Raw genomic sequence first — 24,072 nt, forward strand, 5'->3', positions numbered from 1 at the left:
AATGGCGGTTTTGGTTACGGGCGGCGCCGGTTATATCGGCAGTCATATGGTTCTTCGGCTTGCCGATGCCAATGAGGAGGTCGTCGTTCTGGACAATCTCGTCACCGGCTTCGACTGGGCCGTGGATCACCGCGCCACCCTCGTCCAGGGCAATGTCGGCGATATGGGCCTTGTCGGCGATCTCATCGCCAAACACAAGATCACCGAAATCGTGCACTTCGCCGGATCGATCGTGGTACCGGAATCGGTAACCGACCCCCTCAAGTATTACGGCAACAACACCGCCGCCTCCCGCAACCTCATCGAGGCCGCGGTCAAGGGCGGGGTCAAGCACTTCATCTTCTCGTCCACCGCCGCCGTCTACGGCATGACCGGGCTCGAGCCGGTGGTCGAGGATTACCCGCTTTCGCCCATGTCGCCCTATGGCCGCTCCAAGCTCATGACCGAGTGGATGCTGGCCGACGTCGCGGCGGCGCATCCGATCACTTATGGCGTGCTGCGCTATTTCAACGTCGCGGGCGCCGACCCCAAGAAGCGCTCGGGCCAGTCGACACCGCTCGCCACCCACCTCATCAAGGTCGCCTGCCAGACCGCCCTCGGCCAGCGCGCCAAGATGGATATCTTCGGCACCGATTACCCCACGCCCGACGGCACCTGCGTGCGTGACTACATCCACGTCACCGACCTGGTTGAAGCGCATGCGCTGCTGCTCAATCACCTGCGCAAGGGCGGGAACAGCACCACGTTCAATTGCGGCTATGGTCGCGGCTATTCGGTGCGCCAGGTGGTCGATACGGTCAAGGCCGTCTCGGGCATCGACTTCCGGGTCGATGAAGGCCCGCGCCGCGCGGGCGATCCGCCGGCCATTGTCGCGGGGGCCGACAAGGTCCGTCAGCTCCTTGGCTGGAAGCCGGCGCATGACGACCTCACCGGCATCGTGCGCTCCGCGCTCGATTGGGAAAGCTACCTCGCCACGCGCAACCGCTAGGGTCTGTACTCAATTGCACCGGTAGGTGAGGTTGCGATGGCCGCCCCACCCACCGGACTTCCCCGGACTTGATCCGGGGCCTATTGCACCCCTCCACTCGAGTGGAGGAATCCGTGGGCCCCGGCTCTGCGGCCGGGGAAGTTCAGCGGGTGTGGCGCGGCAGACGGACAGCGCCTTCCGTTGGAATCTTTCGGATCGGTAGATAAGGCGCTCTGGGGCGCCGGGACTTGTTGAGTACGGACCCTAGGGCGAAAGTGTGGCGGCGCCCGACGCCGCCTCGCCGCCATGCTATTGGCGATCAAGGCAAATCCGCCCGCATCCGGGTAGAGGCATGTCCGTGCTATCCTTGAGGGAATCGAGGAGACCAGAATGGCGAAGTCACCTTTCCGCGTCCCGCTGATCGTTCTTGCCCTGGCCCTCCTGACGGTGCCCGCCCTGGCGCAGTCGCAGGAGAGCTTCGGTTCCTTCATCCGCTCGTTCGAGGCCAAGGCCCTGGCGGCGGGGGTGACGCGCGAAACCTATCGCCGCGCCACGGATGGCCTCACCGAAGATCCCAACGTCCCCAATCTCGTCACCACCCAGCCCGAATTCACCACGCCCGTCTGGGACTATATCGACAAGCGCGTCTCCAATGAGCGGATCGGGCAGGGCCAGAAGGCCATGGGCGAGCAGAAGGCGCTCTTCGCCGCCGCCGGCCAGCGCTACGGGGTCGATCCCTATCTCCTCGGCGCTATCTGGGGGATCGAGACCAATTACGGCACGATCCTTTCCAACACCAAATACATCAAACCCATCATCCGCTCGCTCGCGACAGTGGTCCATCACCGCCGGGCGCGGCTCAAGGAAGACGAGCAGGATCTCATCGCCGCGCTCCTCCTCGTCCAGCGTGGGCCGCTCGATGCCAAGCACCTCGTCGGCTCATGGGCCGGCGCCATCGGGCACCTCCAGGTCAATCCGAGCAATGTTCTCAAATACGGCACGGATGGCGATGGCGACGGCCAGATCGACCTTCACGATTCCCTCGCCGACGCGCTGGCCACCACCTCGCGCTTCCTCATCGGTCTCGGCTACCAGCCGGGCATGGATTGGGGCTACGAGGTGCAGTTGCCCGAGGGGTTCGACTACACCCTTGCCGGGCGCGACGGTTATCGCACCATCGGCTTCTTCGCCGATCGCGGCGTCACGCGGGTTGGCAACCGCAAGTTCCCCGATCCCGGCACGCCGGTCTTCCTCTATGTGCCGGCGGGCAAGACCGGGCCGAAATTCCTGATGACGCCCAATTATCTCGTGCTCAAGGGCTACAATTTCTCGGATAGCTACGCGATGGCCATCGCCCATCTCACGGATCGGCTGAAGGGCGCCGGCGATTTCGCCCAGCCCTGGCCCCGCCATGCGCAATTCCCCAACCTGGCCCAGCGCAAGGCCATCCAGGCCGCCCTCGTCAAGCTCGGCTATCTCAAGGGCAGTTCGGACGGCCGCATCGGGCCGGTGACGCAGGAAGCCTATGCGCGCTTCCAGGCGTCGCGCGGGGAAGTGGCGGATGGGTTCGTAACCATCGAGGCCTATAACGAACTGGCGGCGGCCGTCCGCTGACGGCCAGTTCATTGGCCGCAAACATGAAAAGCTGCTAAGACGCGCCCATGAACAGGAAGTCGATAAAGCTCTGGATCGTCGGGCTGATCATCGCCGCGCTCGTCCTCACGGACCTGGCGCCGATGTTCGTGCAGGCGCAGGAAGCCGCGCCTTCCATCCAGGTCGCCCAACAGCAGCAGCCGCGCCAGCGGCGCACGCTGATGGATATGCTTTTCGGCCCCAAGCAGCAGCCGCAGGTGGTCCAGCAAGCGCCTGTCGAGCAGCCGCGCCGCAAGGCGCCGGTCGCCGCAGCCCCAGCCGCACCGGCCAAGCCGGTGGTCGAAAAGGCGGCCAATGCCACGCGCCTCATGGTCTTCGGGGATTCCCTCGGCATCGATCTCGGCAAGGCGCTGGAGCGCTTCTACTCGGAAGACCCGAACCTGGTCGTCATCAACAAGTCCAAGGCGTCGACCGGCTTCGTCCGGCACGACTACTACGACTGGAACAAGGTGATTTCCGACGAGATCGCCGCCAACAGCTTCGATCTCGCCGTCGTCTTCCTCGGCATCAACGACATGCAGGTGCTCGACGAGGACGGGCAGAGCTTCACCCCGCTCACCGAGGACTGGAACAAGCACTACACCGCCCGCCTCAACGACGTGCTCTCGCAACTGCGCGCCGCCAACAAGCCGGTGGTCTGGATCGGCCTGCCGCCGGTGGCCGATGCCAGCTTTTCGTCCGACCTCAGCCAGATCACCTCGCTCCAGCGCATGGCGAGCTTTTCGGGCGGCGCGGAATTCCTCGATATCTACGAGAAATTTGCCGACGAGAACGGCCAGTTCGCCAGTTTCGGCCCCAACCTCAAGGGCGAGAATGTGCGCATGCGCAAGGATGACGGCATCCACTTCTCGACCGCAGGTTCGGACAAGCTCGCCTTCTACCTCAGCCAGGCCATCCGCGCCTTCTATCGCGGCGGCGGCGTCAGCATCGCAGTGGCCGATCCGCTGGTCGGCACCGATGCCCAGCCCATGCTGCGCCCGCCCTATCAGGGGCTCGGCCAGATCCGCCTCCTCGAAGTGGCAGGCGCCGTGATCCCGCTTTCCAAGACGCCGCCGCGCGCCACCGATCTCATCACCGCCTCGACCGCTCCGGCGGCAAAGCCGATCGATCTCGAGGCGCTGATGCAGGCTCCGATCGGGCGCGTCGATGCCTTCGGCGTCGGCATCGCCCCGCAGGACCCCGACGAGGAGCAGCCGTGAGGCGTGCCTTTCTCGACGCCCTTGTCGGCCGCACTTCGGATCGCGCAGGTCAGGGTATTCTCAGGGTCGGCATCAATGGCGTCGATGGTTCCGGCAAGACCACGCTCGCCGACGAACTGGCCCCGCTCGTCGCAGCCGCGACCGGCCTGCCGGTCATCCGTGCCAGCATCGATGGCTTCCACAATCCCCGCGCCGTCCGCTATACGCAGGGGCGTTCCTCGCCGCGCGGATTTTACGAAGACAGCTTCAACCTCAAGCTCTTTCGCGAGCTCCTGCTCGATCCGCTGAGCCCCGGCGGCAACCGCCTCTACCGCCCCGCGGCCTTCGATCACCGCATCGACAGCACGGTCAGCGGCGAGCCGCAACTGGCCGCAATTCCTTCGATTCTCATCGTCGACGGCATCTTTCTCCTGCGCCCCGAACTGGCCGAATACTGGGATCTTTCGATCTTCCTCGATGTCCCCTTCACCCAATCCTTCGCCCGCATGTCCAGGCGCGACGGCAGCCCGCCCGAAGAGAGCGCAGCCGAAAACCTGCGTTATCGCGACGGCCAGCGTCTCTATTTCGAAGCGTGCAAGCCGCAGGAGCGGGCAGACGTGCTGGTCGACTACGCGGATCTGGAGCGCCCCGCGATCCTGCGGGGGTGAGGACACCCAAGTCCAACCAGGCGTGTCGCTACTCTCTCGTCCCCCGCCGCAAGACCTCGCCGATCACCGCCTGCCCCTCCGGTGGCGGCACCTGCTCGATCCGGCGATACACCCGCCCATCGGGCGTCCGCGCCAGCAGCCCTTCATCGACCATGCCGCGCCGCAGGATCGCGTGATCCCCAAAACTGTGGCCGGCATTGATGAAGGCGTTGATCTCGGCCTCGCTGAACCGCTCGCCCGACGGGATTCGCGCCCAGATCGCCCAGAGGCACAGGAGCTGGTGGTTGGTCTTTCCCGGCCAGCGCAACATGCGGCCTTGTGCGTCAAAATGGCGGAGCACCTGCTCCACCTTGGCGCTATCGAGCCTCGGCTCGGTCTCCCCCGCCATCGGCTCGGCGATGGCGCCAGCGCGAAAATGCTGGAAATTGCGATGGCCGCCGGCCTTGGCCAGCATGTTGAGCAGCTCGACATGGCTGGGCAGGCTTTCGCGCCCGGCAAGCTGGCTGCGCAGCGATTTGGCGAAGGCCGAAACATCGGCGACGGCGAACGGAATATGGGGTCTCGACATGACAATCCTCATCGAGGGCGCCAGCGGGAAACGATCGGTGTCGGTGGTCGCCCTTGCGACTTGGCGCCCGAAGATGGGGTCAAGGTCATGGAGGAAGAAGGTGCAGGTTTAGCTCCCCTTGCGGGGTGGCGACGCCTCGGTGAACTGCGGACCGGGCATAGCTCTAGCGGGTTCGGGGCCGGGCAGCAAGTCCGGCCCCGTAAGGCGATCAGGCGGGCAGGTCGGTCTTGCCCATGAGGTCGAGGTCGATGGCGCGGGCCGCCTGGCGGCCTTCGCGGATCGCCCAGACCACCAGCGACTGGCCGCGGCGCATGTCACCCGCGGCGTAAACGCCCTTCTGCGAGGTCTGGTAGGAGAAGGTGTCGGCGAAGAGATTGCCGCGCTTGTCGAACTGCGCGTCGAGTTCGGTCAGCATGCCTTCATGCACGGGGTGGGCGAAGCCGATGGCCATGAGCACCAGATCGGCCTTGATGATGAACTCGGTGCCCGGAATCGGCTGGCGCTTGCGGTCGACGCGCGCCACCTTGACGCCGATGACGCGGCCCAGGCTGTTGCCGATGATCTCCATCGTGCCGGCGGAAAACTCGCGGATGGCGCCTTCCGACTGGCTGGAGGAGGTGCGCATCTTGACCGCCCAATTGGGCCAGTTGGTCAGCTTGTCTTCCAGCTCCGGCGGCTGCGGGCGCACGTCGAGCTGCGTCACGGCGATGGCGCCCTGGCGGAAGGCGGTGCCGATGCAGTCCGAAGCGGTATCGCCGCCACCGACCACCACCACATGCTTGCCGGCCGCCACCAGCGGCTCCTCGTGCGACACGTCCTCGCCACCGAGACGGCGGTTCTGCTGCACCAGGAACGGCATGGCGTAGTGCACGCCACCCAGTTCGACGCCGGCCGCTTCCACGTCACGGGGATGCTCCGAGCCGCCGCAGAGCAGCACCGCGTCATGGGCGGCCTGCAGGTCCGAGAGCGGGCGGCTGACGCCGATATTCTCGTTGTAGTGGAAGGTCACGCCTTCGGCTTCCATCTGCTCGACGCGGAAGTCGATATGGTCCTTTTCCATCTTGAAGTCGGGAATGCCATAGCGCAGGAGGCCCCCGGCCTTGGGCTCGCGCTCATAGACATGCACGTCATGGCCGGCGCGGGCGAGCTGCTGGGCAGCCGCCAGGCCCGCCGGGCCGGAGCCGACGATGGCAACCGTCTTGCCGGTCTTGGCCTGCGGCGGCTGCGGCTTGATCCAGCCATTGCGGATGGCCTTGTCGGCGATGGATTGCTCCACCGTCTTGATGGCCACCGGGGTATCCTCGAGGTTGAGCGTGCACGCTTCCTCGCAGGGGGCCGGGCAGATGCGACCGGTGAATTCGGGGAAATTGTTGGTCGAGTGCAGATTGCGCGCCGCCTCTTCCCAATCCTGCTGGTAGACGAGGTCGTTCCAGTCCGGAATCTGGTTGTGGACGGGGCAGCCCGTATCGCCGTGGCAATAGGGAACGCCGCAATCCATGCAGCGGCTGGCCTGGTCCACCACCGCTGCTTCCGACATCGGAATGGTGAACTCGCCGAAATGCCGCACGCGGTCGGAAGCCGGCTCATAGCGCGGCTCCTGACGCTCGATCTCGAGAAAGCCTGTAACCTTACCCATAGTGACTTTCCTTATTCGGCAGCGACGCTGAGGCCAGCGCGCTTCTTTTCCATTTCACGGATTGCGCGGCGATATTCGACCGGCATCACCTTGACGAACTTGGGACGCATGGCCTCCCAGTTCTCAAGGATGAAGCGGGCGCGGCTCGAACCCGTGTAGTGCAGGTGGTTGGCGATGAGCTGGTGCAGGCGCTCGTCGTCATGCTTGGTCATGTCGCCGGAAATATCGACGCGCCCATGCCATTCGAGGTCCCCACCATGGTGGTGGATCGTCTGCATGAGGTTTTCTTCCTCGGGCACCGGCTCGAGGTCTACCATGGCCAGGTTACAGCGCGAACGGAACGTGCCGTCCTCGTCGAGCACATAGGCCACGCCGCCCGACATGCCCGCCGCGAAGTTGCGGCCGGTCTTGCCGATGACGACGACCACGCCGCCGGTCATGTATTCGCAGCCGTGGTCGCCCGTGCCTTCGACGACCGCCACCGCACCCGAGTTGCGGACGGCGAAACGCTCGCCGGCCACGCCCCGGAAATAGCACTCGCCCTCGATGGCGCCGTAAAGCACGGTATTGCCGACGATGATCGAGTTTTCCGGCACGATCCGCGTATTGGCCGCCGGCCGTACCACCAGCCGGCCGCCGGAAAGGCCCTTGCCCACGTAATCATTGGCATCGCCTTCAAGATCGAAGGTCACGCCGCGGGTGAGGAAGGCGCCAAAGCTCTGTCCGGCCGTGCCGTGCAGCTTGACGACGATGCTGTCATCCGCCAGCCCCTCGTGGCCGAAGACCTCTGCCACGCGGCCCGAAAGCATCGCACCGGCCGAACGGTCGCGCGAGCGGATCGGCAGTTCGATCTGCACCGGCGTACGGTCGGTGAGAGCGGGTTCGGCCAGCGTGATCAGCTTGCGGTCGAGCACGTCCTCGAGGTGATGGTTCTGCGTCTCGGTGTGGTAGATCGAGTCGCCGCCGATCGGGGCCGGCTTGTAGAAGAGCCTGGAGAAGTCGAGCCCCTTGGCCTTCCAGTGGTTGAGCAGGCGCTTCTGGTCGAGCAGGTCCGAGCGGCCGATGATCTCGTCGAGATTGCGGACGCCGAGCGAGGCCATGAGGCCGCGCAGCTCTTCTGCGACATAGAAGAAGTAGTTGATGACGTGCTCGGGCGTGCCCTTGAAGCGCTTGCGCAGCACCGGGTCCTGGGTGGCGATGCCGACCGGGCAGGTGTTGAGGTGGCACTTGCGCATCATCACGCAGCCAGCCGCGATCAGCGGCGCGGTCGAGAAGCCGAACTCGTCGGCGCCCAGCAGCGCCCCGATCAGCACGTCGCGACCGGTCTTGAGACCACCATCGACCTGCAGCCGCACGCGTGAGCGCAGGCGGTTGAGCACCAGCGTCTGGTGGGTTTCGGCAAGGCCGATTTCCCACGGGCCGCCGGCATGCTTGAGCGACGTCAGTGGAGACGCGCCCGTGCCGCCGTCATAGCCCGAGATCGTGATGTGGTCGGCGCGCGCCTTGGCGACGCCCGCCGCGACCGTGCCCACGCCCATTTCCGACACGAGCTTGACCGAGATGTCGGCCTTCTCGTTGACGTTCTTGAGGTCGTAGATGAGCTGGGCCAGATCCTCGATCGAATAGATGTCGTGATGCGGCGGGGGCGAGATGAGGCCCACGCCCGGCGTCGAATGCCGGGTCTTGGCGATGATCCAGTCGACCTTGTGGCCCGGCAACTGCCCGCCTTCGCCGGGCTTGGCGCCCTGCGCCACCTTGATCTGGAGCACGTCGGCATTGACCAGGTATTCGGTGGTGACGCCGAACCGGCCCGAGGCCACCTGCTTGATCGAGGAGCGCAGCGGGTTCTGCGAGCCATCGGGCAGGGGCTTGTAGCGGTCGGCTTCCTCGCCGCCTTCGCCGGTATTGGAGCGCCCGCCGATCTGGTTCATGGCCATGGCCAGCGTCGTATGCGCTTCGCGGCTGATCGAGCCGAAACTCATGGCGCCGGTCACGAAGCGATGGACGATATCGGCCGCCGGCTCCACCTCATCGAGCGGCACGGCTTCGCCGAGCGGCTTGATGTCGAAGAGGGTGCGGATCGACATATGCCGGTTCTCGCCCTCGTTGATCGCCTTGGCGAAGGCGTCGTAGCGAGCCTGCGCACCTTCCTTTGAATCCTCGGCGGTACGCACGGCGTGCTGCAGGTCGGCCACCACATTGGGCGACCAGGCGTGCGCCTCGCCGCGCATGCGGTACATATATTCCCCGCCCACATCGAGCGCGCGGCGCAGCACGGCCTCGTCGCCGAAGGCGAGGCGGTGGCGACGCACCGTCTCCTCGGCGATTTCGGCCAGGCCAACGCCCTCGATGGCGTGCGCGGTGCCGAAGAAGTAGCGCTGCACGAACTCGGTCTTGAGCCCAACGGCGTCAAAAATCTGCGCGCCGCAATAGGACTGGTAGGTCGAGATGCCCATCTTGGACATGATCTTGAGCAGGCCCTTGCCCACCGACTTGATATAGCGGTGGACGACTTCCTCGGCATCGACCTCAGGCGGATATTCGCCTTCGGCATGAAGCGAGGAGAGGGTCTCGAAGGCGAGGTAAGGGTTGATCGCTTCCGCGCCATAACCGGCCAGCATGGCGAAGTGATGCATCTCGCGCGCTTCGCCCGTCTCGACCACGAGGCCCGAGGAGGTGCGCAGACCCTTGCGGATGAGGTGGTGATGCACGGCCGCGGTCGCCAGCAGCGCCGGGATGGCGATGCGGTCGGCCGAGATCAGGCGGTCCGAGAGGATGATGATGTTGTATTCGCCGCGCACGGCGACTTCCGCCGCCTCGCAGATGGCGTTGAGCGCCGCTTCCATCCCGATCGCGCCCATATCGGCGGGATAGGTGATGTCGAGCGTTTCCGTCTTGAACGGATTGTCGGACATATCGCCGATATTGCGGATCTTCTCCAGGTCCTCGTTGGTGAGGATCGGCTGGCGCACTTCGAGGCGCTTCTGCGTCGAGAGCCCTTCGAGGTCGAAGAGGTTGGGGCGCGGGCCGATGAAGGAGACGAGGCTCATCACCGATTCCTCGCGGATCGGATCGATCGGCGGGTTGGTGACCTGGGCGAAGTTCTGCTTGAAATAGGTATAGAGGAGCTTGGACTTGTCCGAGAGCGCCGAGAGCGGCGTGTCGGTGCCCATCGAACCCACGGCTTCCTGGCCGGTGGTCGCCATCGGCGCCATCAGCAGCTTGATGTCTTCATTGGTGTAGCCGAAGGCCTGAGCGCGATCGAGGAGGCTCGACGAGGGTTCGGGCGCTTCCGGGGCAACCGGCGGCAGGTCCTCGAGCACGATCTGCGTGCGGCCCAGCCAGGTGGCATAGGGGTTGGCCGTGGCGAGCTGGCTCTTGATCTCTTCATCCGAGACGATGCGCCCCGCTTCGAGGTCGACCAGCAGCATGCGGCCCGGCTGCAGGCGCCACTTCTCGACGATGTCTTCTTCCGGAATGTTGAGCACGCCGGCTTCGGAGGCCAGCACCACATGCTCCTCGCGCGTCACGAGGTAACGCGCCGGCCGCAGGCCGTTGCGGTCGAGCGTCGCCACCACGTAGCGGCCGTCCGAGATCGACATGGCGGCCGGGCCGTCCCAGGGCTCCATGAGCGCGGCGTGGTATTCGTAGAAGGCGCGGCGCTGTTCGTCCATGAGCGGGTTGCCCGCCCAGGCTTCCGGCACCAGCATCATCGCGGCATGGGGCAGCGGATAGCCGCCGCGCACCAGGAATTCGAGGGCGTTGTCGAAGCACGCCGTGTCCGACTGGCCTTCATAGGAGATCGGCCAGAGCTTGGAGATTTCCTCGCCGAACAGCTCGGAATGCACCGAGGCCTGCCGCGCCGCCATCCAGTTGACGTTGCCGCGAATGGTGTTGATCTCACCATTATGCGTGGTCATGCGGTAGGGGTGGGCCAGCTTCCAGGACGGGAAGGTATTGGTCGAGAAGCGCTGGTGGACGAGCGCGATGGCGGATTCGAAATCCTCGTCCGAGAGGTCCGGGTAGAAGGCGCCGAGCTGGTAGGCGAGGAACATGCCCTTGTAGACCAGCGTGCGCAGCGACATCGAGACGACATAGAAGCCGTTGTCGCCCGCCACTTCCGGCAGTGCGCTATAGACGGTGTTGGAAATCACCTTGCGGGCGATGAAGAGCCGGCGCTCGTATTCGTCGTCGGTCAGCCCGGCCGGGCGGCCGATGAAGATCTGCTCGATGATCGGCTGGGTGGCGATGACGCCTTCGGAGAGCCTGGAATTGTCGGTCGGCACCGTGCGCTCGCCGAGCAGTTCCAGCCCCTCATTGGCGAGGCATTGCCGCACGACTTCGGCGCAGCGGTCACGCAGCGCGCGGTCGTTGGGGTAGAAGAGCATCGCCACCGTATATTGCCCGGCTTCGGGCAGGGCGAAATCGGCGACCTTCTTGAAGAACTTGTGCGGGGTCTGGATCAGGATGCCGGCGCCGTCGCCCATCAGCGGGTCGGCGCCCACCGCGCCGCGGTGTTCGAGGTTCTCGAGGATTTCGAGACCCTTCTCGACTACTTCGTGGCTCTTGCGGTTCTTGATGTTGGCGATCATGCCGATGCCGCAGGCATCGCGCTCGCGGTTGGGATCGTAAAGACCCTGGGCTTCGGGGCGGCCGGTTTTGCGAGGTGCTATGCCGTTCGTACCAGGATGCGCGCTCGATCCGTTCCGTTCGTGGGCCATATCTTTATCCTCGCTTTAGGTCGGTGGGCGCTTGCCCATCCGGGCCCGGCGCAATGAGGCCGGGCGATGTCTGTGCCTTTGCGCGGTTCCCCAAACGGGAAAATACCGCACGCTATTCCTTTCCTGGATGCACTTCGCGCCCATGGCATTTCGCACGACCATCGCCGAAAAGTGTCGCCACTTTCCGGGACCATGCTGGGCCGGGTCGTACTGTGTACGCCTCGGGCGGGCAGCGCAATCCTATCTGATTGAGAGCGGCTCTGCATCCAAATGGCCGCTCGGTGGGCACTGATGGCCCCGCAAATCCGTTTCCGCTATCGATAAGCGGGCCAGCCGGCTTTGCGTGCGGCCAGACCGGGGAGACCGGATGGCCGCGGGTGCAGGACGGGGGCTACCGTTTCTGAGGTTCCATGGTTTCTGCCCCTTCTCCTATTGCGGTGCGATGGAAACTTCGCGATCCGCTGTTTAATGGACAACACTGCTGTCCTATTCAATGAGGTTTACACATTTTTTTGAGCATCGCAAGCGTTAGCGCATGCTTTTTTGACGCAGGAAATAGGACAAGCCCAACTTCAAATAGGAGTTGGGCGCGAAAAGGGCAGGAAATCGGGCAAAACAAAAGGCGCGGACGGGTGTCCGCGCCTTAGTGGGAGGAGGAAGAGGAGGGTGGTTAGTTGACCTGGGCCTGGCCTTCCAGGGACTTGGTCTCGGTGTTGATCGCGATCTGGCGCGGCTTCTTGCTCTCGGGCAATACGCGCTTGAGCTCGATGTGGAGGAGACCATTCTCGAGGTTGGCGCCGGTCACTTCCACATAATCGGCAAGCTGGAAGCGCAGCTCGAAGGCGCGCTCGGCAATGCCGCGATGCAGGAATTCACGGGGCTTCTCGGCGGTTTCGGGAGCCCGGGCGCCCTTGATGGTCAGGCCGTTTTCCTTGCTTTCGATGGCGATGTCGCTCGAGGCGAAGCCGGCGACGGCGATCGAAACGCGGTAATTGTCCTCACCGACGCGTTCGATGTTGTAGGGAGGATAGGATTTGGCCTCCTGGAGATTGTCCAGGCGCGAGAACAGACGGTCGAAACCGACGGTCGAGCGGTAGAAGGGCGAAAAATCGATGGACTGCATGGTCACATTCTCCTGTGAGCAACGTGGATGTCGGCACTGCGCCCAAGGGCTCCCTCAATAGGCGAGCAATGGCTGGCGCGCTGCCGGTCCCCGGATCGTTCCGGCGGACAACATTGATTTAGGAAGCCAATTCCGGCCTTCAAGGGGCGGCCAGATGAACCCGATCTGAATGATCGGCTCGGACCCCGTTCAGGTGCGGTGCGCAATATGGGAACCGTGCAGACGATCCTGCACCTCGAAATGAGCCCGTCGTCACACCCGCCCCCCGCGCGGCGGGCCATCAGAGGAAAAACCAGCGTTTCGTTCCCGGAGCGCTGGTTTTTCTTTGTCCCGGGCCCTAAAGCTTCCCCAATGTGGGGTGCAAGGTCCGCGCAATGAATGTCGTCGTCGATCCCAACGGGCCGCCGCTGGCGGCTACGCCGTCCAACCCGGTGCCGGAAGGCGCGCGGGCCGGCTATTTCGTGACGAGCGACAATGTGCGGCTGCGCTATGCACTGTTCCCCCGGAAAGGCGAAGTGCCGCGCGGCACTGTCTGCATTCTCCAGGGTCGCGCTGAATTCATCGAAAAGTATTTCGAGACCATCGCCGATTTCCAGGCGCGCGGCTTTGCCGTGGCGACGTTCGATTTCCGCGGGCAGGGCGGGTCCGAGCGCGTCGTTCCCGGCCGGCTCGGCTATGTCGACCGCTTCGAGGATTACTGGACGGATCTGCGCAGCTTCCATGCCGGCATCCTGCTGCCCGATTGCCCGCCGCCCTTCTATCTCGTCGCCCATTCCATGGGCGGGCTCGTCGCCCTCGATGCCGGGCGTCGCGACCGCCTGATGTTCGACCGGCTCTTTCTCTCAGCCCCGATGATCGCGCTCGAAGGCGTGGGCATGAGCATGGCCGGGGCCTCTCGCCTCGCCAACGTGCTGAGCTTTCTCGGCCTCGGTCGCCTGCCCCTGCCGGGCCACGACAAGCCGATGGTCGAAAAGACCTTCCCGGACAATCCCCTGACCGGCGACCGCGCGCGCTACCTTCGGAACGGGGAAGTGCTTGCCGCCCAGCCGAACCTCGCCACCGGCGCGCCGACCATTCGCTGGGCCGCCGCGGCCACCGAAATGATGGGTGAAGCCGCCCGTGATCGTTTCCCCGGCTCGGTCAGGATTCCCGTCCTGATGCTGGCCGCCGCCCGCGATCGCGTCGTTTCGACCCCAGCCATCGAACAACTGGGCCTGCGCATGCGCACCGGCCGCCACATCGTCATCCCCGGCGCCCAGCACGAACTCTTCATGGAAACCGACCCGATCCGCGGTCAGGTTCTGGCCGCGTTCGATGCATTCATCACGGAGCAGAGCGGCTAGGGTCCGTACTCAATTGCACCGGTAGAAGAGGTTGCGATGTGCACCGGCAGATGAGGTTGCGATGGCCGCCCCACCCACCGGACTTCCCCGGACTTGATCCGGGGCCTATTGCACCCCTCCACTTGAGTGGAGATATCCGTGGGCCCCGGCTCTCCGGCCGGGGAAGTTCAGTGGTTGCGGAACGCAGTTCGCCTAAGCTACTGGATCGAAACACCTCCCCCCTTGCGGGGGAGGCTGGGAGGGGGGTGAGCCAAATGCCCCCATCCCGCCGTTCCTACCCCGCCCGCAACACCGCCATGGCCGCCGCATGCAATTCCGGCGTCGCCGCGGCGATGCAATTGCCGCCTTCCTCGGGCGCCCCGCCATCCCAGGTCGTCACCACGCCGCCGGCATTGGTGATGATCGGCACCAGCGGCGCGATATCCACGTTCTTGAGCCCCGGCTCGACCACGAGGTCGATATGCCCCGCCGCCAGCAGGCAATAGGCGTAGCAATCGAGCCCGTAGCGCGTCTGCAGCACGCGAGAGCGCAGGGCGTTCCATGGCCGTTCCGTCCCCGTCTGCACGAAAAGGTCGGGCGTCGTCGTCGATAGTTTGGCGCGTTCCAGGTCGGTCACCGCGCTCGTCCGGAGCACGATTTCCTCTTCCCCGCGGCGATAGACCGTGCGGCCGGGCAGGCCCAGATAGGTTTCCCCGGTAAAGGGCTGGGCCATCAGCCCCGCTTCGGCGGCGCCATTGACCATGAAGCCGATCAGCGTACCCCAGACCGGGACGCCCGAGATGAAGGCGCGCGTGCCGTCGATCGGGTCGATGATCCACTGGCAGGGATTGTCGCTCAGCTTCGGGTCCCATTCCTCCCCGATCAGCCCGTGGTCGGGATAGCGCGAGGAAATGAGCGCGCGCACGGCGATCTCGGCCTGCTTGTCGGCTTCGGTTACAGGGTCGAAGCCGTCCGCCAGCTTGTTCTCGACAGCCAGGGGGCTGCGGAAGCGCGGCAGGGTTTCGCGTGCGGCGGCATCGGCGGCCAGAAGCAGCGTCTCAAGAATTTGCGCGGGTGCAAGGCCGGCAAGCGGCGTACGGGCAGAATTGGTGCCAGTCATGAGGTGGATGTTCTCTGCAGGTCGGGCGCGAATTGCGCGAAAATGCCGTTAGTCGGCGTGGATCATTTTTGCAACAACGAATGGTAACTTGCTGTGTCGGGAGCATTGCGCACTTGATCGACTCGGCAATTGGGTTCACGCCAGAGAGGCATGATGGGCGGGAAGCTCGCGACAGTCTTATTCAGGCCATCGTAGGCGTCCCTCGTTTCCTCCCTTGACTGGAGCGCCGCACCACTATCCGGCGCTCTTTCCTTTTTCTGAAGGATCGCTATTCAGCCGCCGCCTTGGTGGTGGCCAGCATGGTGAGGTCGAGCCCGATCAGCGCGAAGATCAGCCTCTCCACCAATTGCCGTACCGCATCGAAGCTGTCGTTTCGCGAGAGCGTCACCTCGTTCATATAAAGGTGCCGGCTGATTTCGATCTGCACGGCATGAACGCCATATTGCGGGCGTCCATAGGTGCGCGTGGCATAGCCGCCGGCATAGGGCCGGTTGCGGGCGACCTTGAGGCCAGCGCCCGAAAACACCGTCTCCACCAGATCCATCAGGATCGGCGCGCAGGTCGTGCCGTAGCGGTCGCCGAGCACGATGTCGGGCGCGGCCTTGTCGCCGCTGCGCGCCAGGCGCGGCATGGAATGGCAATCGACCAGCACCGCCACCCCGAACTGGGTCAGCGCTTCGCTCAAGAGCTTCTGCAGGGTGGCGTGATAGGGCAGGTAGATGCCCTCGATGCGCGTGCGGGCGTCGTCGAGCGTCAGCCGGTCGCGATAGATCGGCTTGTTCTCGGCCACGACGCGCGCCAGCGTGCCCAGCCCGGCGGCCACGCGCGGGGAGGTGGTATTGCAGCGCTCCGAGAGCGGCTCGTCGAACATCTGGGGGTCGAGTTCCCAGGGTTCGCGGTTCACATCGAGATAGGCGCGCGGGAAATGCGCACGCAGGAGCGGAGCGCCCAGATGCGGGGCGCGGGCGAAGAGTTCGTCGACAAACGCATCTTCGGATTGGCGGATCGACAGGTGGTCGAGCCGCGTCATGTCGAGGAAGCGCTTGGGATAGTCGCGGCCGGAATGGCCGGAATTGAACACGAGGGGGGCGATCAGCCGACGTGGCCGAATGGTTTCAAAGGCTGGCTTGTCCCAGTAGTCGGACTGCACCGTATATTTCCTCCTCGGCCAAGGCACTTGCGGCGATTTGCCCCTAATTTGCCCCTCGCCGCGGCGATTGTCTAGCAATCACAATTTCTGAGGGCATACCGGGTTGCGCGATTGAACAAATAGCAGCATGCAGTAAACATGACCCCACAGAGTCCCAGCCCTTTCACGAGGATTCGATGAAGCGGATACTGCTCGCCGAAGACGATAACGACATGCGCCAGTTCCTGACGCGTGCGCTCAAGAATGCCGGCTATGAAGTCGTGTCGTTCGATAACGGCCGCTCGGCCTATGAGCGGCTGCGCGAGGAGCCTTTTTCGCTTCTCCTGTCCGATATCGTGATGCCCGAGATGGATGGAATCGAGCTGGCGCGCCGCGCCACCGAGCTCGATCCGGATCTCAAGGTGATGTTCATCACCGGCTTCGCCGCCGTGGCCCTCAACCCCGACAGCGACGCCCCGCGCGACGCCTCGGTGCTGTCCAAGCCCTTCCACCTGCGCGACCTGGTCAACGAGGTTGAGCGGCTTCTCGCCGCCTGATTTCCACATCCCCGAAAAGTCGGTGATTGACCCCTTGACCGCGAAAGGGGTTTTATGGTCTATCGCGCGGCAACGGCAGGTGCTGCACCGGCCGCGCTCTTGAGAGATGGGCGTATAGCTCAGCGGGAGAGCACTACGTTGACATCGTAGGGGTCACTGGTTCAATCCCAGTTACGCCCACCATTCTCTCAAGTCTTTCCTCGCCGGGTACAGGCGCGGGTGCGTAGCTCAGCGGGAGAGCACTGCCTTCACACGGCAGGGGTCACAGGTTCAATCCCTGTCGCACCCACCATTCCAAGTCCTTGAAATCTTGACTGATATGGCTTTGTGCGTGTCGCGCGAGCTGCCTATCGGTGCGTGCGCGTACACCGGCTGCGCCCTAGCGGCCACCTACCTTCGCTTTGTCCAGCACTTCGGCCATGCGGGTGCGCCAGTCGTCGCCGGCGGCCTGGAACTTGGCCAGCGTCGACGGGTCAAGGCGCAGGGTTACCGCCTGCTTGGCGTTGGAAAGCTTCGGGCGCCCCCGGCTGCGCTTGATGCTTTCGGCCAATTCCGGGAAGACCTCGGCAAACGGCTTGCCACCGGCGGCAATCTGCTCGTCAGTGAGTTCAGGATTGTCCGGGTCCGACGCGATCATGCGTTGGATCTCGGCCTCCTCGGCATCTGTAAGCGGGCGCCCCGAGGCAAATTTCTTGGTCATAAAAGCTTCCTTTCCTTTCGGCTGGCGGGGCGCATCGAAATCACGGACAGTGCCTCCGAACCCAGCGGGCGGAACACCACGGCAATGACGATCTGGCCATTCAGTTCACCGATGGCGAGTGCGCGACCTACCTTGGCTGGGAAGATAACCGCAGCCTCGAAGAACTCGACGGTGAGCGCTTCGAAGTCCAAGCCGTGTTTAGCCAGGTTGGTGAGGCGCTTGGCTTCGTCGTAGCTGATCAGCATGAATATCCGTACACCTTAATTAGCCGACATTCAATACTCGTGTACGAAAATGATTGCCGCTGAGATCAGGCCAGATCGAAGTAGCATGGGCGTCGCGTTACCCCTCCGCCGCCACACTCACCCCATCCGCCCATTCCGGGTCCGTCGTGAACGCGATCGTCAGCCAGCGGTCGGGGGAGTCCGGGCCGAGGGCGGTGCTGACTTCGTTGCGGATGCGGTCCCATTCTTCCAGGCGCGTGGCGGGGCGGTCGTGGGGGACGATGAAATAGAGTTCGATCTGTCGGCCGCGGCCGACGCGGGCGACATAGGCGCGGTAGGAGAGGAAGCCGTAGCGGTCGACGAAATCCTGCGCCACGTGGTCGACATGTTCCTTGAGGTCCGCGGGGGTGACGAGAAGGATGTCGGCCAGAGCCTGCCGGATGGTGCCCAGTGGAATCGGGATGATGATCACGCAGATCGCCGCCAGCACGACCGGGTCGATATAGGGCGAGAGCCAGGCAAGCTCGGTGCCCTGGATGAAATAGCCGAAGACGAAGGCCACGAAGAGCGCTGCCGTCATTGCCGAGGACATCACCCAGCTCTTGACGTCGAGCGCCACGAAATCAGAGCCGATGCCGCGATTGGCGCGGTGAGCGTAGGTGGCCATGGTGACGGTCATGACCAGGGTGATCACGGTGTAGATGATGGCGTTGTCGAATTCGAGATGGCGCCCACCCTGCACGATGCTGCCGATTGCGTTGATGAAGGCGTAGATGGCCGCGCCCGAGAGCATGATGCCGTTGAGGCCCAGCACCATCGGCTCGAGGTGCCAGAAGCCCATGGTGAAGTGCTTCACCAGCCAGTTGCTGTCGGGTTCCTCGCTGGTCGAGGAGGCGATGAGCCGCGCCACGAGCAGCGCGAGCACGGTCATGATGGCGTCGGTCAGGGCGTAGACGCCGTCGAAGACGATGGCGAAGGAGCCCGAGATGAGCCCGAAGGCGATGCCGATCCCCGCCACGACGAAGGTCACGGCTATCGAAAGGCGCAATACGCCCTGTTCTGATTGCATGAGCAGACCCGGCTTGCATTGTCGTGCCGGAAGCCTAACCCGGCATGCCCGCTCCAGCAATCGGCTGATTCTGCTTGTGGATCAGGCGTCTGCGCATCGCGGTCCGGTGCTGGTCGCCCTTTCGCTTCATCGCATGCATGCCGTTCTCAGGCGGCGCGAATTGCCGTAAGGCTGACCAGGCCACGACAAGAGACGACGAGCATGTCCAAGGGAACCCGCGCGACCAAGATGCTGGAACAGGCCGGCATCGCCTTCACCACCGCGACCTACGACTACGATCCCAACGCGCAGAGCATCGGTCTCCAGGCCGCCGAAGCGTTGGGGGAGGCGCCGGATCGCGTGCTCAAGACGCTGATGGCGCTGGTGGATAAGAAGCCCGTTTGCGTCATCGTGCCATCCGACCACGAGGTCTCGCTCAAGAAGCTCGCAGTTGCGTTCGGCGGCAAATCCGCCGAGATGATGAAGCCTGCCGATGCCGAACGCATTTCCGGCTACAAGGTCGGCGGCATCAGCCCCTTCGGCCAGATGCGCAAGCTCCCCACCGCCATCGAGGAGCAGGCGCTGGGGCACGAGGCCGTCTATGTCAATGGCGGCCAGCGCGGGTTGCAGGTCCGTCTCCGGCCATCGGACATCGTCGCCGCCATCGGCGCCATCGCCGCGCCTCTGGTGGCCTAGGTCCGTACTCAATAAATCCCGGCGCCCCAGAGCGCTTATCTCCCCATCCGACAGATTCCAACGGAAGCACCGTCCGTCTGCCGCGCCACAACCACCTTACTTCCCCGGCCGCAGAGCCGGGGCCCACGGATACCTCCACTCGCGTGGAGGGTGGCAATGGGGCGACCATCGCAACCTCATCTACGGGTGCAATTGAGTACGGACCCTAGCCGATTTATCCACCGCGGTTCGTGCGAGGATAAAATGCTGGAACCACGCCCCCAAATCGGGCGTGGCGAGTGCAGGTATTCACATTCGTGGAATTGGGTCGAAAAGCGGAGAAAAGCCGCAAAAACTCGTCGAAATTGGTCGAAATTCATTCAAAATTTAACGATTCTCGGACGGTTCTGAAGGAATATATTCTGTAATATCAACGTGTTAGCGTGTTTCGCAGTCTCGAAAATATCGCAATTTTTCTGCGCTACTTTGGAAAAGATCAGTAGTTCCAATTGGATACGCTGAATCCGACCGATTGCCTCGATCTCTATCCCACACTACCCCACCTCCATTCGCTCCTTCCCGGCGACGGCCGGAGCCCGGAGGATGGTTCAAAGCCCCCCGAAGTTATCCTAGGCCGCTACGTCCCCCGCGGCTTCGCCCGCGCAGTGGCCTGCGCCTCCAGCGGGTTGTCCGGCCAATAATGTTTCGGGTACCGCCCCTTGAGGTCCTTGGCCACGTCCCGCCACGAGCCGCGCCAGAAGCCCGGCAGGTCGCGTGTCGTCTGGATGGGGCGATGGGCGGGCGACAGCAGCACCAGCAGCAGAGGCACCTTGCCTCCGGCAACGCTCGGATGCCGGTCGAGCCCGAACAGTTCCTGCACCCGGATTTCGAGCGTCGGCCCGTTCTCGCCGGAATAGTCGATGGGCACGTTCGAGCCCGATGGCGCGGCGAAGTGACTCGGCAGCAGCCTTTCCATCTCGCTCCGGCGGGCCCATGGCAGCTTCTCGTCGAGCGCCGCCGAAAGGTCCTCTGCCGTGATGTCGCCGAGCCCGGCACGGCCGACGAGATAGGGCGCCAGCCACGCTGCACCATCGGCAGCGAGGGCGGCGTCGGACAGGTCAGGCCAGGGCTCGCCCAGCGTTTCATGGAGATAGGTCGCGCGCGCCCGCAGCGCCTTCTGCTCCCTGCTCCAGGGCAGGGGCAGGCCGATCTCGGCGAGGCCTGTAGCCAGCGCGGAGGCCGCCTCCTCTGTCGCCGGCACCGCCAGCGGTTCTTCGTTGAGGCGCAGCGCGCCAAGCATCCTGAGCCGCCGGGCCCGCAGGCTCCGTGAGCCCTTGTCGAAGCTCAGCACCACCTGTGTATCGATCTGCCCCGCGAACAATTCTTCGATCGTCGCCCGGTCGATAGCCGCCGCCGACCGGATGCGGCCGTTGGCGGCGGTGCCGGTAAGGTCGGCCACGACAAGGTAGGGCGCCGCGGCCAAGCCGTCGGTTTCTTCAAGGCTGGCGGCCCGCCCGTTGGCCAGACGGAAGCGGCCGCGAGCACCGGAAGCTTGCGCCACGCGATCCGGGTAGGCGCGGGCGAGATGGCGGCCGGCGTCTTCGCTATTACCGGTCCTGTTCCCGACCAGGGCCGCCCAGCGCCGCGCGAGGTTTTTCGCTTCATCGGCCCGCCGGCCGGATTCGCGGCGGAAGCGGGCGAGGCGATGGGCGAGGTCGATGCCGTCGCCGCCAAGGCCGCGCTCGCCGATGAGCACGGCGACTTCCGCGGCGGTGAGGGCGTCGTTCTCCACGGCGGCGCGGTGGACCATGTGGGCGAGGCGCGGATGCAGCGGCAGGCGCGCGAGCGCCTGGCCTTCGGGCGTGATGCGACCGTCGCCGTCCAACGCTTCCAGCCCTTTGAGGAGCGTGATGGCCTCGTTCCAGGCCGGTGCCGGCGGCGGATCTAGGAAGGCCAGCGTCCTGGGATCGGTGACGCCCCAGGAGGCTAGGTCGAGGGCAAGGCCGGAGAGATCGGCGGCCAGAATCTCGGGCGTATCGAAGGCGTCGAGCGCGGCGCTCTGGCCTTCGTTCCACAGGCGATAGCAGATGCCGGGCTCCGTGCGGCCGGCGCGGCCGCGGCGCTGGTCGGCGGCGGCGCGCGAGACGCGGCGGGTTTCGAGCGTCGTGAGGCCCGTGGAAGGCTCATAGGCCGGGACGCGGCGGAAGCCGGAATCGATGACGATGCGCACGCCCTCGATGGTGAGCGAGGTTTCCGCGATCGAAGTCGCCAGCACGATCTTGCGGCGGCCGGTCGGGGCAGGCTGCACGGCGCGATCCTGTTCGGCTGGGGTGAGCTGGCCGTAGAGCGGGGCGATGTCTGTATTGGCTGGCACCTTGCCGGCGAGGCGCTCGGCGGTGCGGGTGATCTCGGCCTGGCCAGGGACGAAGACGAGCACGGAACCGGGCTCGTCGCGCATGGCTTCGAGCGTGGCGGCCGTCACCTGGTCTTCGAGGCGCGCCAGCGGATCGTGGTCGATATAGCGCGTCTCGACGGGGAAGGCGCGGCCTTCGCTTTCGATAACCGGCGCGTCGCCGAGGAGTTTTGAGACGCGGGCGCCGTCGATGGTCGCCGACATCACAAGGAGGCGCAGGTCTTCCCGCAGCGCCGTGGCGTCGAGCGCCAAAGCAAGGCCGAGATCGCCGTCGAGGCTGCGTTCGTGGAACTCGTCGAAGAGCACGGCGGCGATGCCGTTGAGCTCGGGATCGTCGAGCAGCATGCGGGTGAAGACGCCTTCGGTGACGACTTCGATACGGGTCTTCTTCGTCACCTTGTTGTCGAGCCGCACGCGATAGCCGACGGTTTCGCCTACTTCCTCGCCCAGCGTCTGCGCCATGCGGCGCGCGGCGGCGCGGGCGGCGAGGCGCCGGGGCTCTAGCATGACGATGCGGCCATCGCCGCGCCACGGCGTATCGAGCAATGCCAGCGGCACGCGCGTGGTCTTGCCGGCGCCCGGCGGCGCGACGAGCACGGCGAACGGCCCGGCCTCAAGCGCGGCAAGAAGCGGGGGCAGGGCGGCATCGATGGGGAGCGGCGAAAGGAGCGGCATGCGGCTTCATCGCCGGTTCCGCGCGAGAGGGCAAGCTTGAACGGAAGGGCCTTTCGGTCTAGGAGGAGCGCCTTCCCGAGAGAACGTATTGCCATGACCGCCGCCACCGCGACCGCAACTGCCCGCACGGGCCTGGCCCCGTATCAGACGCGGCGCACCTTCGCCATCATCTCGCACCCGGACGCCGGCAAGACGACGCTGACCGAAAAGCTGCTGGCCGCCTCGGGCGCCATCCAGCAGGCGGGCGCCGTGCGCGGCCGCGCCAGCATGCGCGCCACCCGTTCGGACTGGATGGAAATCGAACAGCAGCGCGGCATCTCGATCACCTCCTCGGTGATGACCTTCGAGCATGACGGGCTGACCTTCAACCTCCTCGATACGCCCGGCCACTCGGACTTCTCGGAAGATACCTATCGCACGCTCACGGCGGTGGACGCGGCGATCATGGTCATCGACATGGCCAAGGGTATCGAAAGCCAGACGCTGAAACTCTTCGAAGTCTGCCGCCTGCGCGACATCCCCATCATCACCTTCGTCAACAAGGTGGACCGCGAAGGCCTCGGCCCGCTCGAAATCCTCGATACTGTCGCCGACACCCTGGCGCTCGACGTGGCGCCGGTCGTCTGGCCGATCGGCTCGGGCGTCGACTTCAAGGGTACGCTCGATCTCATCGGCAAACGGCTGCTCTCGCCCTCGGGCGAAGTGCTGGAGACCTTCGAGGATGTCGAGGACCTGATGCTCGACGAAAAGTACCTGGCCGACCCGGTCTATGCGAGCGCCTTCGACACCCTCGACCTGGCGCTTTCCGGCTACCCGGCCTTCGATCGCGATACGTATCTGGAAGGGCACCTGACGCCTGTGATCTTCGGCTCGGCCTTGAAGAGCATCAGCGTCGCCGAACTTCTCAAGGCCCTCGGCACCTGGGCGCCCGAGCCGCGGCCACAGCCGGCCGAGCCCAATCCGATCCAGCCGTCGGACAACAAGGTTGCGGGCTTCGTGTTCAAGGTGCAGGCCAACATGAACGCCAACCACCGCGACCGCATCGCCTTCGTGCGGCTGTCCTCGGGCACGTTCAAGCGCGGCATGAAGCTGCGGAACGTCCGCTCGGGCAAGGACATGGCGGTGACCAACCCGATGTTCTTCTTCGGCCAGAGCCGCGAACTGGCCGATGAGGCCGTGGCCGGCGATATCGTCGGCATTCCCAACCACGGCACGCTCTCGGTGGGCGACACGCTCACCGAAGGCGCGGCGATCAAGGTCACGGGCATTCCGAACTTCGCGCCGGAAATCATCCGTCGCGTGCGCCTCACCGATCCGATCAAGGCCAAGCAGCTTTCCAAGGCGCTGTCCGATCTCGCCGAGGAAGGCGTGGCGCAGGTTTTCCGTCGCATGATCGGCGCCGACTGGCTGGTCGGCGTCGTCGGCCAGCTGCAGCTCGAAGTGCTGCAATCGCGCATCGAGAAGGAATACGGTGTGCCGATCGCCTTCGAGAGCATCGGCTACGAGCTGGCCCGCTGGGTCGCCGCCGAGGACAAGACCGAGCTCAAGAAGTTCATCGACGCCAACCGTGCGACGCTGGCCGAGGACAAGGATGGCAACCCCATCTACCTGGCGCAGAGCAATTGGTGGCTCACCCGCATGCAGCAGGACTATCCCAAGGTCGAGTTCTTTGCGACAAGGGAACGAGCCTAGACT

18 protein-coding genes and 2 tRNA genes are annotated in these 24,072 nt (G+C 64.8%); 10 read left to right on the forward strand and 10 right to left on the reverse strand.

Annotation, left to right across the window (positions count from 1 at the left end):
- Position 1: 1 nt before the first annotated feature.
- The 4 genes from galE to JNE37_RS22635 all read left to right on the forward strand — a co-directional run bounded on the left by galE (position 2) and on the right by JNE37_RS22635 (position 4,466).
- Positions 2 to 988: a UDP-glucose 4-epimerase GalE gene (gene galE, locus JNE37_RS11765; protein WP_203062908.1), complete on the forward strand. Its 987-nt coding sequence runs from the start codon at positions 2 to 4 to the stop codon at positions 986 to 988.
- Between the two features lie 369 nt (positions 989 to 1,357).
- Positions 1,358 to 2,581 (forward strand): lytic murein transglycosylase, encoded by a 1,224-nt coding sequence (locus tag JNE37_RS11770; protein WP_203062910.1) that lies wholly within the window; start codon positions 1,358 to 1,360, stop codon positions 2,579 to 2,581.
- A 47-nt stretch (positions 2,582 to 2,628) separates the two neighbouring features.
- The gene (locus tag JNE37_RS11775) at positions 2,629 to 3,819 is read left to right on the forward strand and encodes an SGNH/GDSL hydrolase family protein (RefSeq protein ID WP_203062912.1); all 1,191 of its coding nucleotides are present in this window, start codon (positions 2,629 to 2,631) and stop codon (positions 3,817 to 3,819) included.
- Complete coding sequence (locus tag JNE37_RS22635; protein WP_246513220.1) at positions 3,816 to 4,466, forward strand: nucleoside/nucleotide kinase family protein; 651 nt, start codon at positions 3,816 to 3,818, stop codon at positions 4,464 to 4,466. The genes JNE37_RS11775 and JNE37_RS22635 overlap by 4 nt, the downstream gene beginning before the upstream one ends.
- A 28-nt stretch (positions 4,467 to 4,494) precedes the next feature.
- Here JNE37_RS22635 and JNE37_RS11785 read toward each other — a convergent pair whose 3' ends face one another.
- The 4 genes from JNE37_RS11785 to JNE37_RS11800 all read right to left on the reverse strand — a co-directional run bounded on the left by JNE37_RS11785 (position 4,495) and on the right by JNE37_RS11800 (position 12,514).
- Positions 4,495 to 5,034, reverse strand: coding sequence for a DUF2087 domain-containing protein (locus tag JNE37_RS11785; RefSeq protein ID WP_203062921.1), 540 nt, complete (start codon positions 5,032 to 5,034; stop codon positions 4,495 to 4,497).
- 208 nt (positions 5,035 to 5,242) lie between these two features.
- Positions 5,243 to 6,670: a glutamate synthase subunit beta gene (locus tag JNE37_RS11790; protein ID WP_203062923.1), complete on the reverse strand. Its 1,428-nt coding sequence runs from the start codon at positions 6,668 to 6,670 to the stop codon at positions 5,243 to 5,245.
- 11 nt (positions 6,671 to 6,681) lie between these two features.
- Entirely contained in the window at positions 6,682 to 11,391 is a 4,710-nt protein-coding gene (gene gltB / locus JNE37_RS11795) for a glutamate synthase large subunit (RefSeq protein WP_203062925.1), read from the reverse strand.
- A 670-nt stretch (positions 11,392 to 12,061) separates the two neighbouring features.
- Complete coding sequence (locus JNE37_RS11800) at positions 12,062 to 12,514, reverse strand: Hsp20 family protein (protein WP_182399343.1); 453 nt, start codon at positions 12,512 to 12,514, stop codon at positions 12,062 to 12,064.
- Positions 12,515 to 12,888: 374 nt separating this feature from the next.
- On the opposite strand from JNE37_RS11800, the gene JNE37_RS11805 reads away from it, so the two are divergent.
- Entirely contained in the window at positions 12,889 to 13,857 is a 969-nt protein-coding gene (locus JNE37_RS11805) for an alpha/beta fold hydrolase (protein WP_203062927.1), read from the forward strand.
- Between the two features lie 274 nt (positions 13,858 to 14,131).
- Here the strand turns inward: JNE37_RS11805 and hisN are convergent, their stop codons facing one another.
- Both hisN and JNE37_RS11815 read right to left on the reverse strand, forming a co-directional pair.
- Positions 14,132 to 14,956, reverse strand: a complete 825-nt coding sequence (gene hisN, locus JNE37_RS11810; protein WP_203062929.1) for a histidinol-phosphatase — start codon at positions 14,954 to 14,956, stop codon at positions 14,132 to 14,134.
- A 268-nt stretch (positions 14,957 to 15,224) separates the two neighbouring features.
- Positions 15,225 to 16,106, reverse strand: coding sequence for an N-formylglutamate amidohydrolase (locus JNE37_RS11815; RefSeq protein ID WP_246513222.1), 882 nt, complete (start codon positions 16,104 to 16,106; stop codon positions 15,225 to 15,227).
- Positions 16,107 to 16,282: 176 nt separating this feature from the next.
- Here JNE37_RS11815 and cpdR point away from each other — a divergent pair, with 176 nt between their 5' ends.
- The 3 genes from cpdR to JNE37_RS11830 all read left to right on the forward strand — a co-directional run bounded on the left by cpdR (position 16,283) and on the right by JNE37_RS11830 (position 16,934).
- Positions 16,283 to 16,642, forward strand: coding sequence for a cell cycle two-component system response regulator CpdR (gene cpdR, locus JNE37_RS11820; RefSeq protein WP_035035553.1), 360 nt, complete (start codon positions 16,283 to 16,285; stop codon positions 16,640 to 16,642).
- A 108-nt stretch (positions 16,643 to 16,750) separates the two neighbouring features.
- A tRNA-Val gene (locus JNE37_RS11825) sits at positions 16,751 to 16,825 on the forward strand.
- A gap of 34 nt (positions 16,826 to 16,859) precedes the next feature.
- A tRNA-Val gene (locus JNE37_RS11830) sits at positions 16,860 to 16,934 on the forward strand.
- A gap of 87 nt (positions 16,935 to 17,021) precedes the next feature.
- Here the strand turns inward: JNE37_RS11830 and JNE37_RS11835 are convergent.
- The 3 genes from JNE37_RS11835 to JNE37_RS11845 all read right to left on the reverse strand — a co-directional run bounded on the left by JNE37_RS11835 (position 17,022) and on the right by JNE37_RS11845 (position 18,635).
- On the reverse strand, positions 17,022 to 17,342 hold the full coding sequence (locus JNE37_RS11835) for a BrnA antitoxin family protein (RefSeq protein ID WP_203062931.1): 321 nt from the start codon (positions 17,340 to 17,342) through the stop codon (positions 17,022 to 17,024).
- Positions 17,339 to 17,587 (reverse strand): BrnT family toxin, encoded by a 249-nt coding sequence (locus JNE37_RS11840; protein WP_035093697.1) that lies wholly within the window; start codon positions 17,585 to 17,587, stop codon positions 17,339 to 17,341. Before JNE37_RS11840 ends, JNE37_RS11835 begins: the two co-directional genes overlap by 4 nt.
- Before the next feature lie 97 nt (positions 17,588 to 17,684).
- Entirely contained in the window at positions 17,685 to 18,635 is a 951-nt protein-coding gene (locus tag JNE37_RS11845) for a cation diffusion facilitator family transporter (RefSeq protein ID WP_203062933.1), read from the reverse strand.
- Positions 18,636 to 18,836: 201 nt separating this feature from the next.
- Between JNE37_RS11845 and ybaK the strand changes: the two genes are divergently transcribed.
- Positions 18,837 to 19,310, forward strand: coding sequence for a Cys-tRNA(Pro) deacylase (ybaK, locus tag JNE37_RS11850; protein WP_203062936.1), 474 nt, complete (start codon positions 18,837 to 18,839; stop codon positions 19,308 to 19,310).
- A gap of 616 nt (positions 19,311 to 19,926) precedes the next feature.
- Here the strand turns inward: ybaK and hrpB are convergent.
- Complete coding sequence (hrpB, locus tag JNE37_RS11855) at positions 19,927 to 22,377, reverse strand: ATP-dependent helicase HrpB (RefSeq protein ID WP_203062937.1); 2,451 nt, start codon at positions 22,375 to 22,377, stop codon at positions 19,927 to 19,929.
- Positions 22,378 to 22,470: 93 nt separating this feature from the next.
- Between hrpB and JNE37_RS11860 the strand changes: the two genes are divergently transcribed.
- Complete coding sequence (locus tag JNE37_RS11860; RefSeq protein WP_203062938.1) at positions 22,471 to 24,069, forward strand: peptide chain release factor 3; 1,599 nt, start codon at positions 22,471 to 22,473, stop codon at positions 24,067 to 24,069.
- Positions 24,070 to 24,072 lie beyond the last annotated feature (3 nt).

The organism is Paradevosia shaoguanensis, assembly GCF_016801025.1.
GTDB lineage: Bacteria > Pseudomonadota > Alphaproteobacteria > Rhizobiales > Devosiaceae > Paradevosia > Paradevosia shaoguanensis.

Coding starts and splice junctions, on each gene's coding strand:
- hrpB (WP_203062937.1), bottom strand. CDS start 22,377: ATGCCGCTCCTTTCGCCGCTCCCCATCGATGCCGCCCTGCCCCCGCTT.
- JNE37_RS11790 (WP_203062923.1), bottom strand. CDS start 6,670: ATGGGTAAGGTTACAGGCTTTCTCGAGATCGAGCGTCAGGAGCCGCGC.
- JNE37_RS11805 (WP_203062927.1), top strand. CDS start 12,889: ATGAATGTCGTCGTCGATCCCAACGGGCCGCCGCTGGCGGCTACGCCG.
- ybaK (WP_203062936.1), top strand. CDS start 18,837: ATGTCCAAGGGAACCCGCGCGACCAAGATGCTGGAACAGGCCGGCATC.
- JNE37_RS11770 (WP_203062910.1), top strand. CDS start 1,358: ATGGCGAAGTCACCTTTCCGCGTCCCGCTGATCGTTCTTGCCCTGGCC.
- JNE37_RS11860 (WP_203062938.1), top strand. CDS start 22,471: ATGACCGCCGCCACCGCGACCGCAACTGCCCGCACGGGCCTGGCCCCG.
- cpdR (WP_035035553.1), top strand. CDS start 16,283: ATGAAGCGGATACTGCTCGCCGAAGACGATAACGACATGCGCCAGTTC.
- JNE37_RS11775 (WP_203062912.1), top strand. CDS start 2,629: ATGAACAGGAAGTCGATAAAGCTCTGGATCGTCGGGCTGATCATCGCC.
- JNE37_RS11840 (WP_035093697.1), bottom strand. CDS start 17,587: ATGCTGATCAGCTACGACGAAGCCAAGCGCCTCACCAACCTGGCTAAA.
- JNE37_RS11785 (WP_203062921.1), bottom strand. CDS start 5,034: ATGTCGAGACCCCATATTCCGTTCGCCGTCGCCGATGTTTCGGCCTTC.
- galE (WP_203062908.1), top strand. CDS start 2: ATGGCGGTTTTGGTTACGGGCGGCGCCGGTTATATCGGCAGTCATATG.
- JNE37_RS11835 (WP_203062931.1), bottom strand. CDS start 17,342: ATGACCAAGAAATTTGCCTCGGGGCGCCCGCTTACAGATGCCGAGGAG.
- JNE37_RS11800 (WP_182399343.1), bottom strand. CDS start 12,514: ATGCAGTCCATCGATTTTTCGCCCTTCTACCGCTCGACCGTCGGTTTC.
- gltB (WP_203062925.1), bottom strand. CDS start 11,391: ATGGCCCACGAACGGAACGGATCGAGCGCGCATCCTGGTACGAACGGC.
- JNE37_RS11845 (WP_203062933.1), bottom strand. CDS start 18,635: ATGCAATCAGAACAGGGCGTATTGCGCCTTTCGATAGCCGTGACCTTC.
- hisN (WP_203062929.1), bottom strand. CDS start 14,956: ATGACTGGCACCAATTCTGCCCGTACGCCGCTTGCCGGCCTTGCACCC.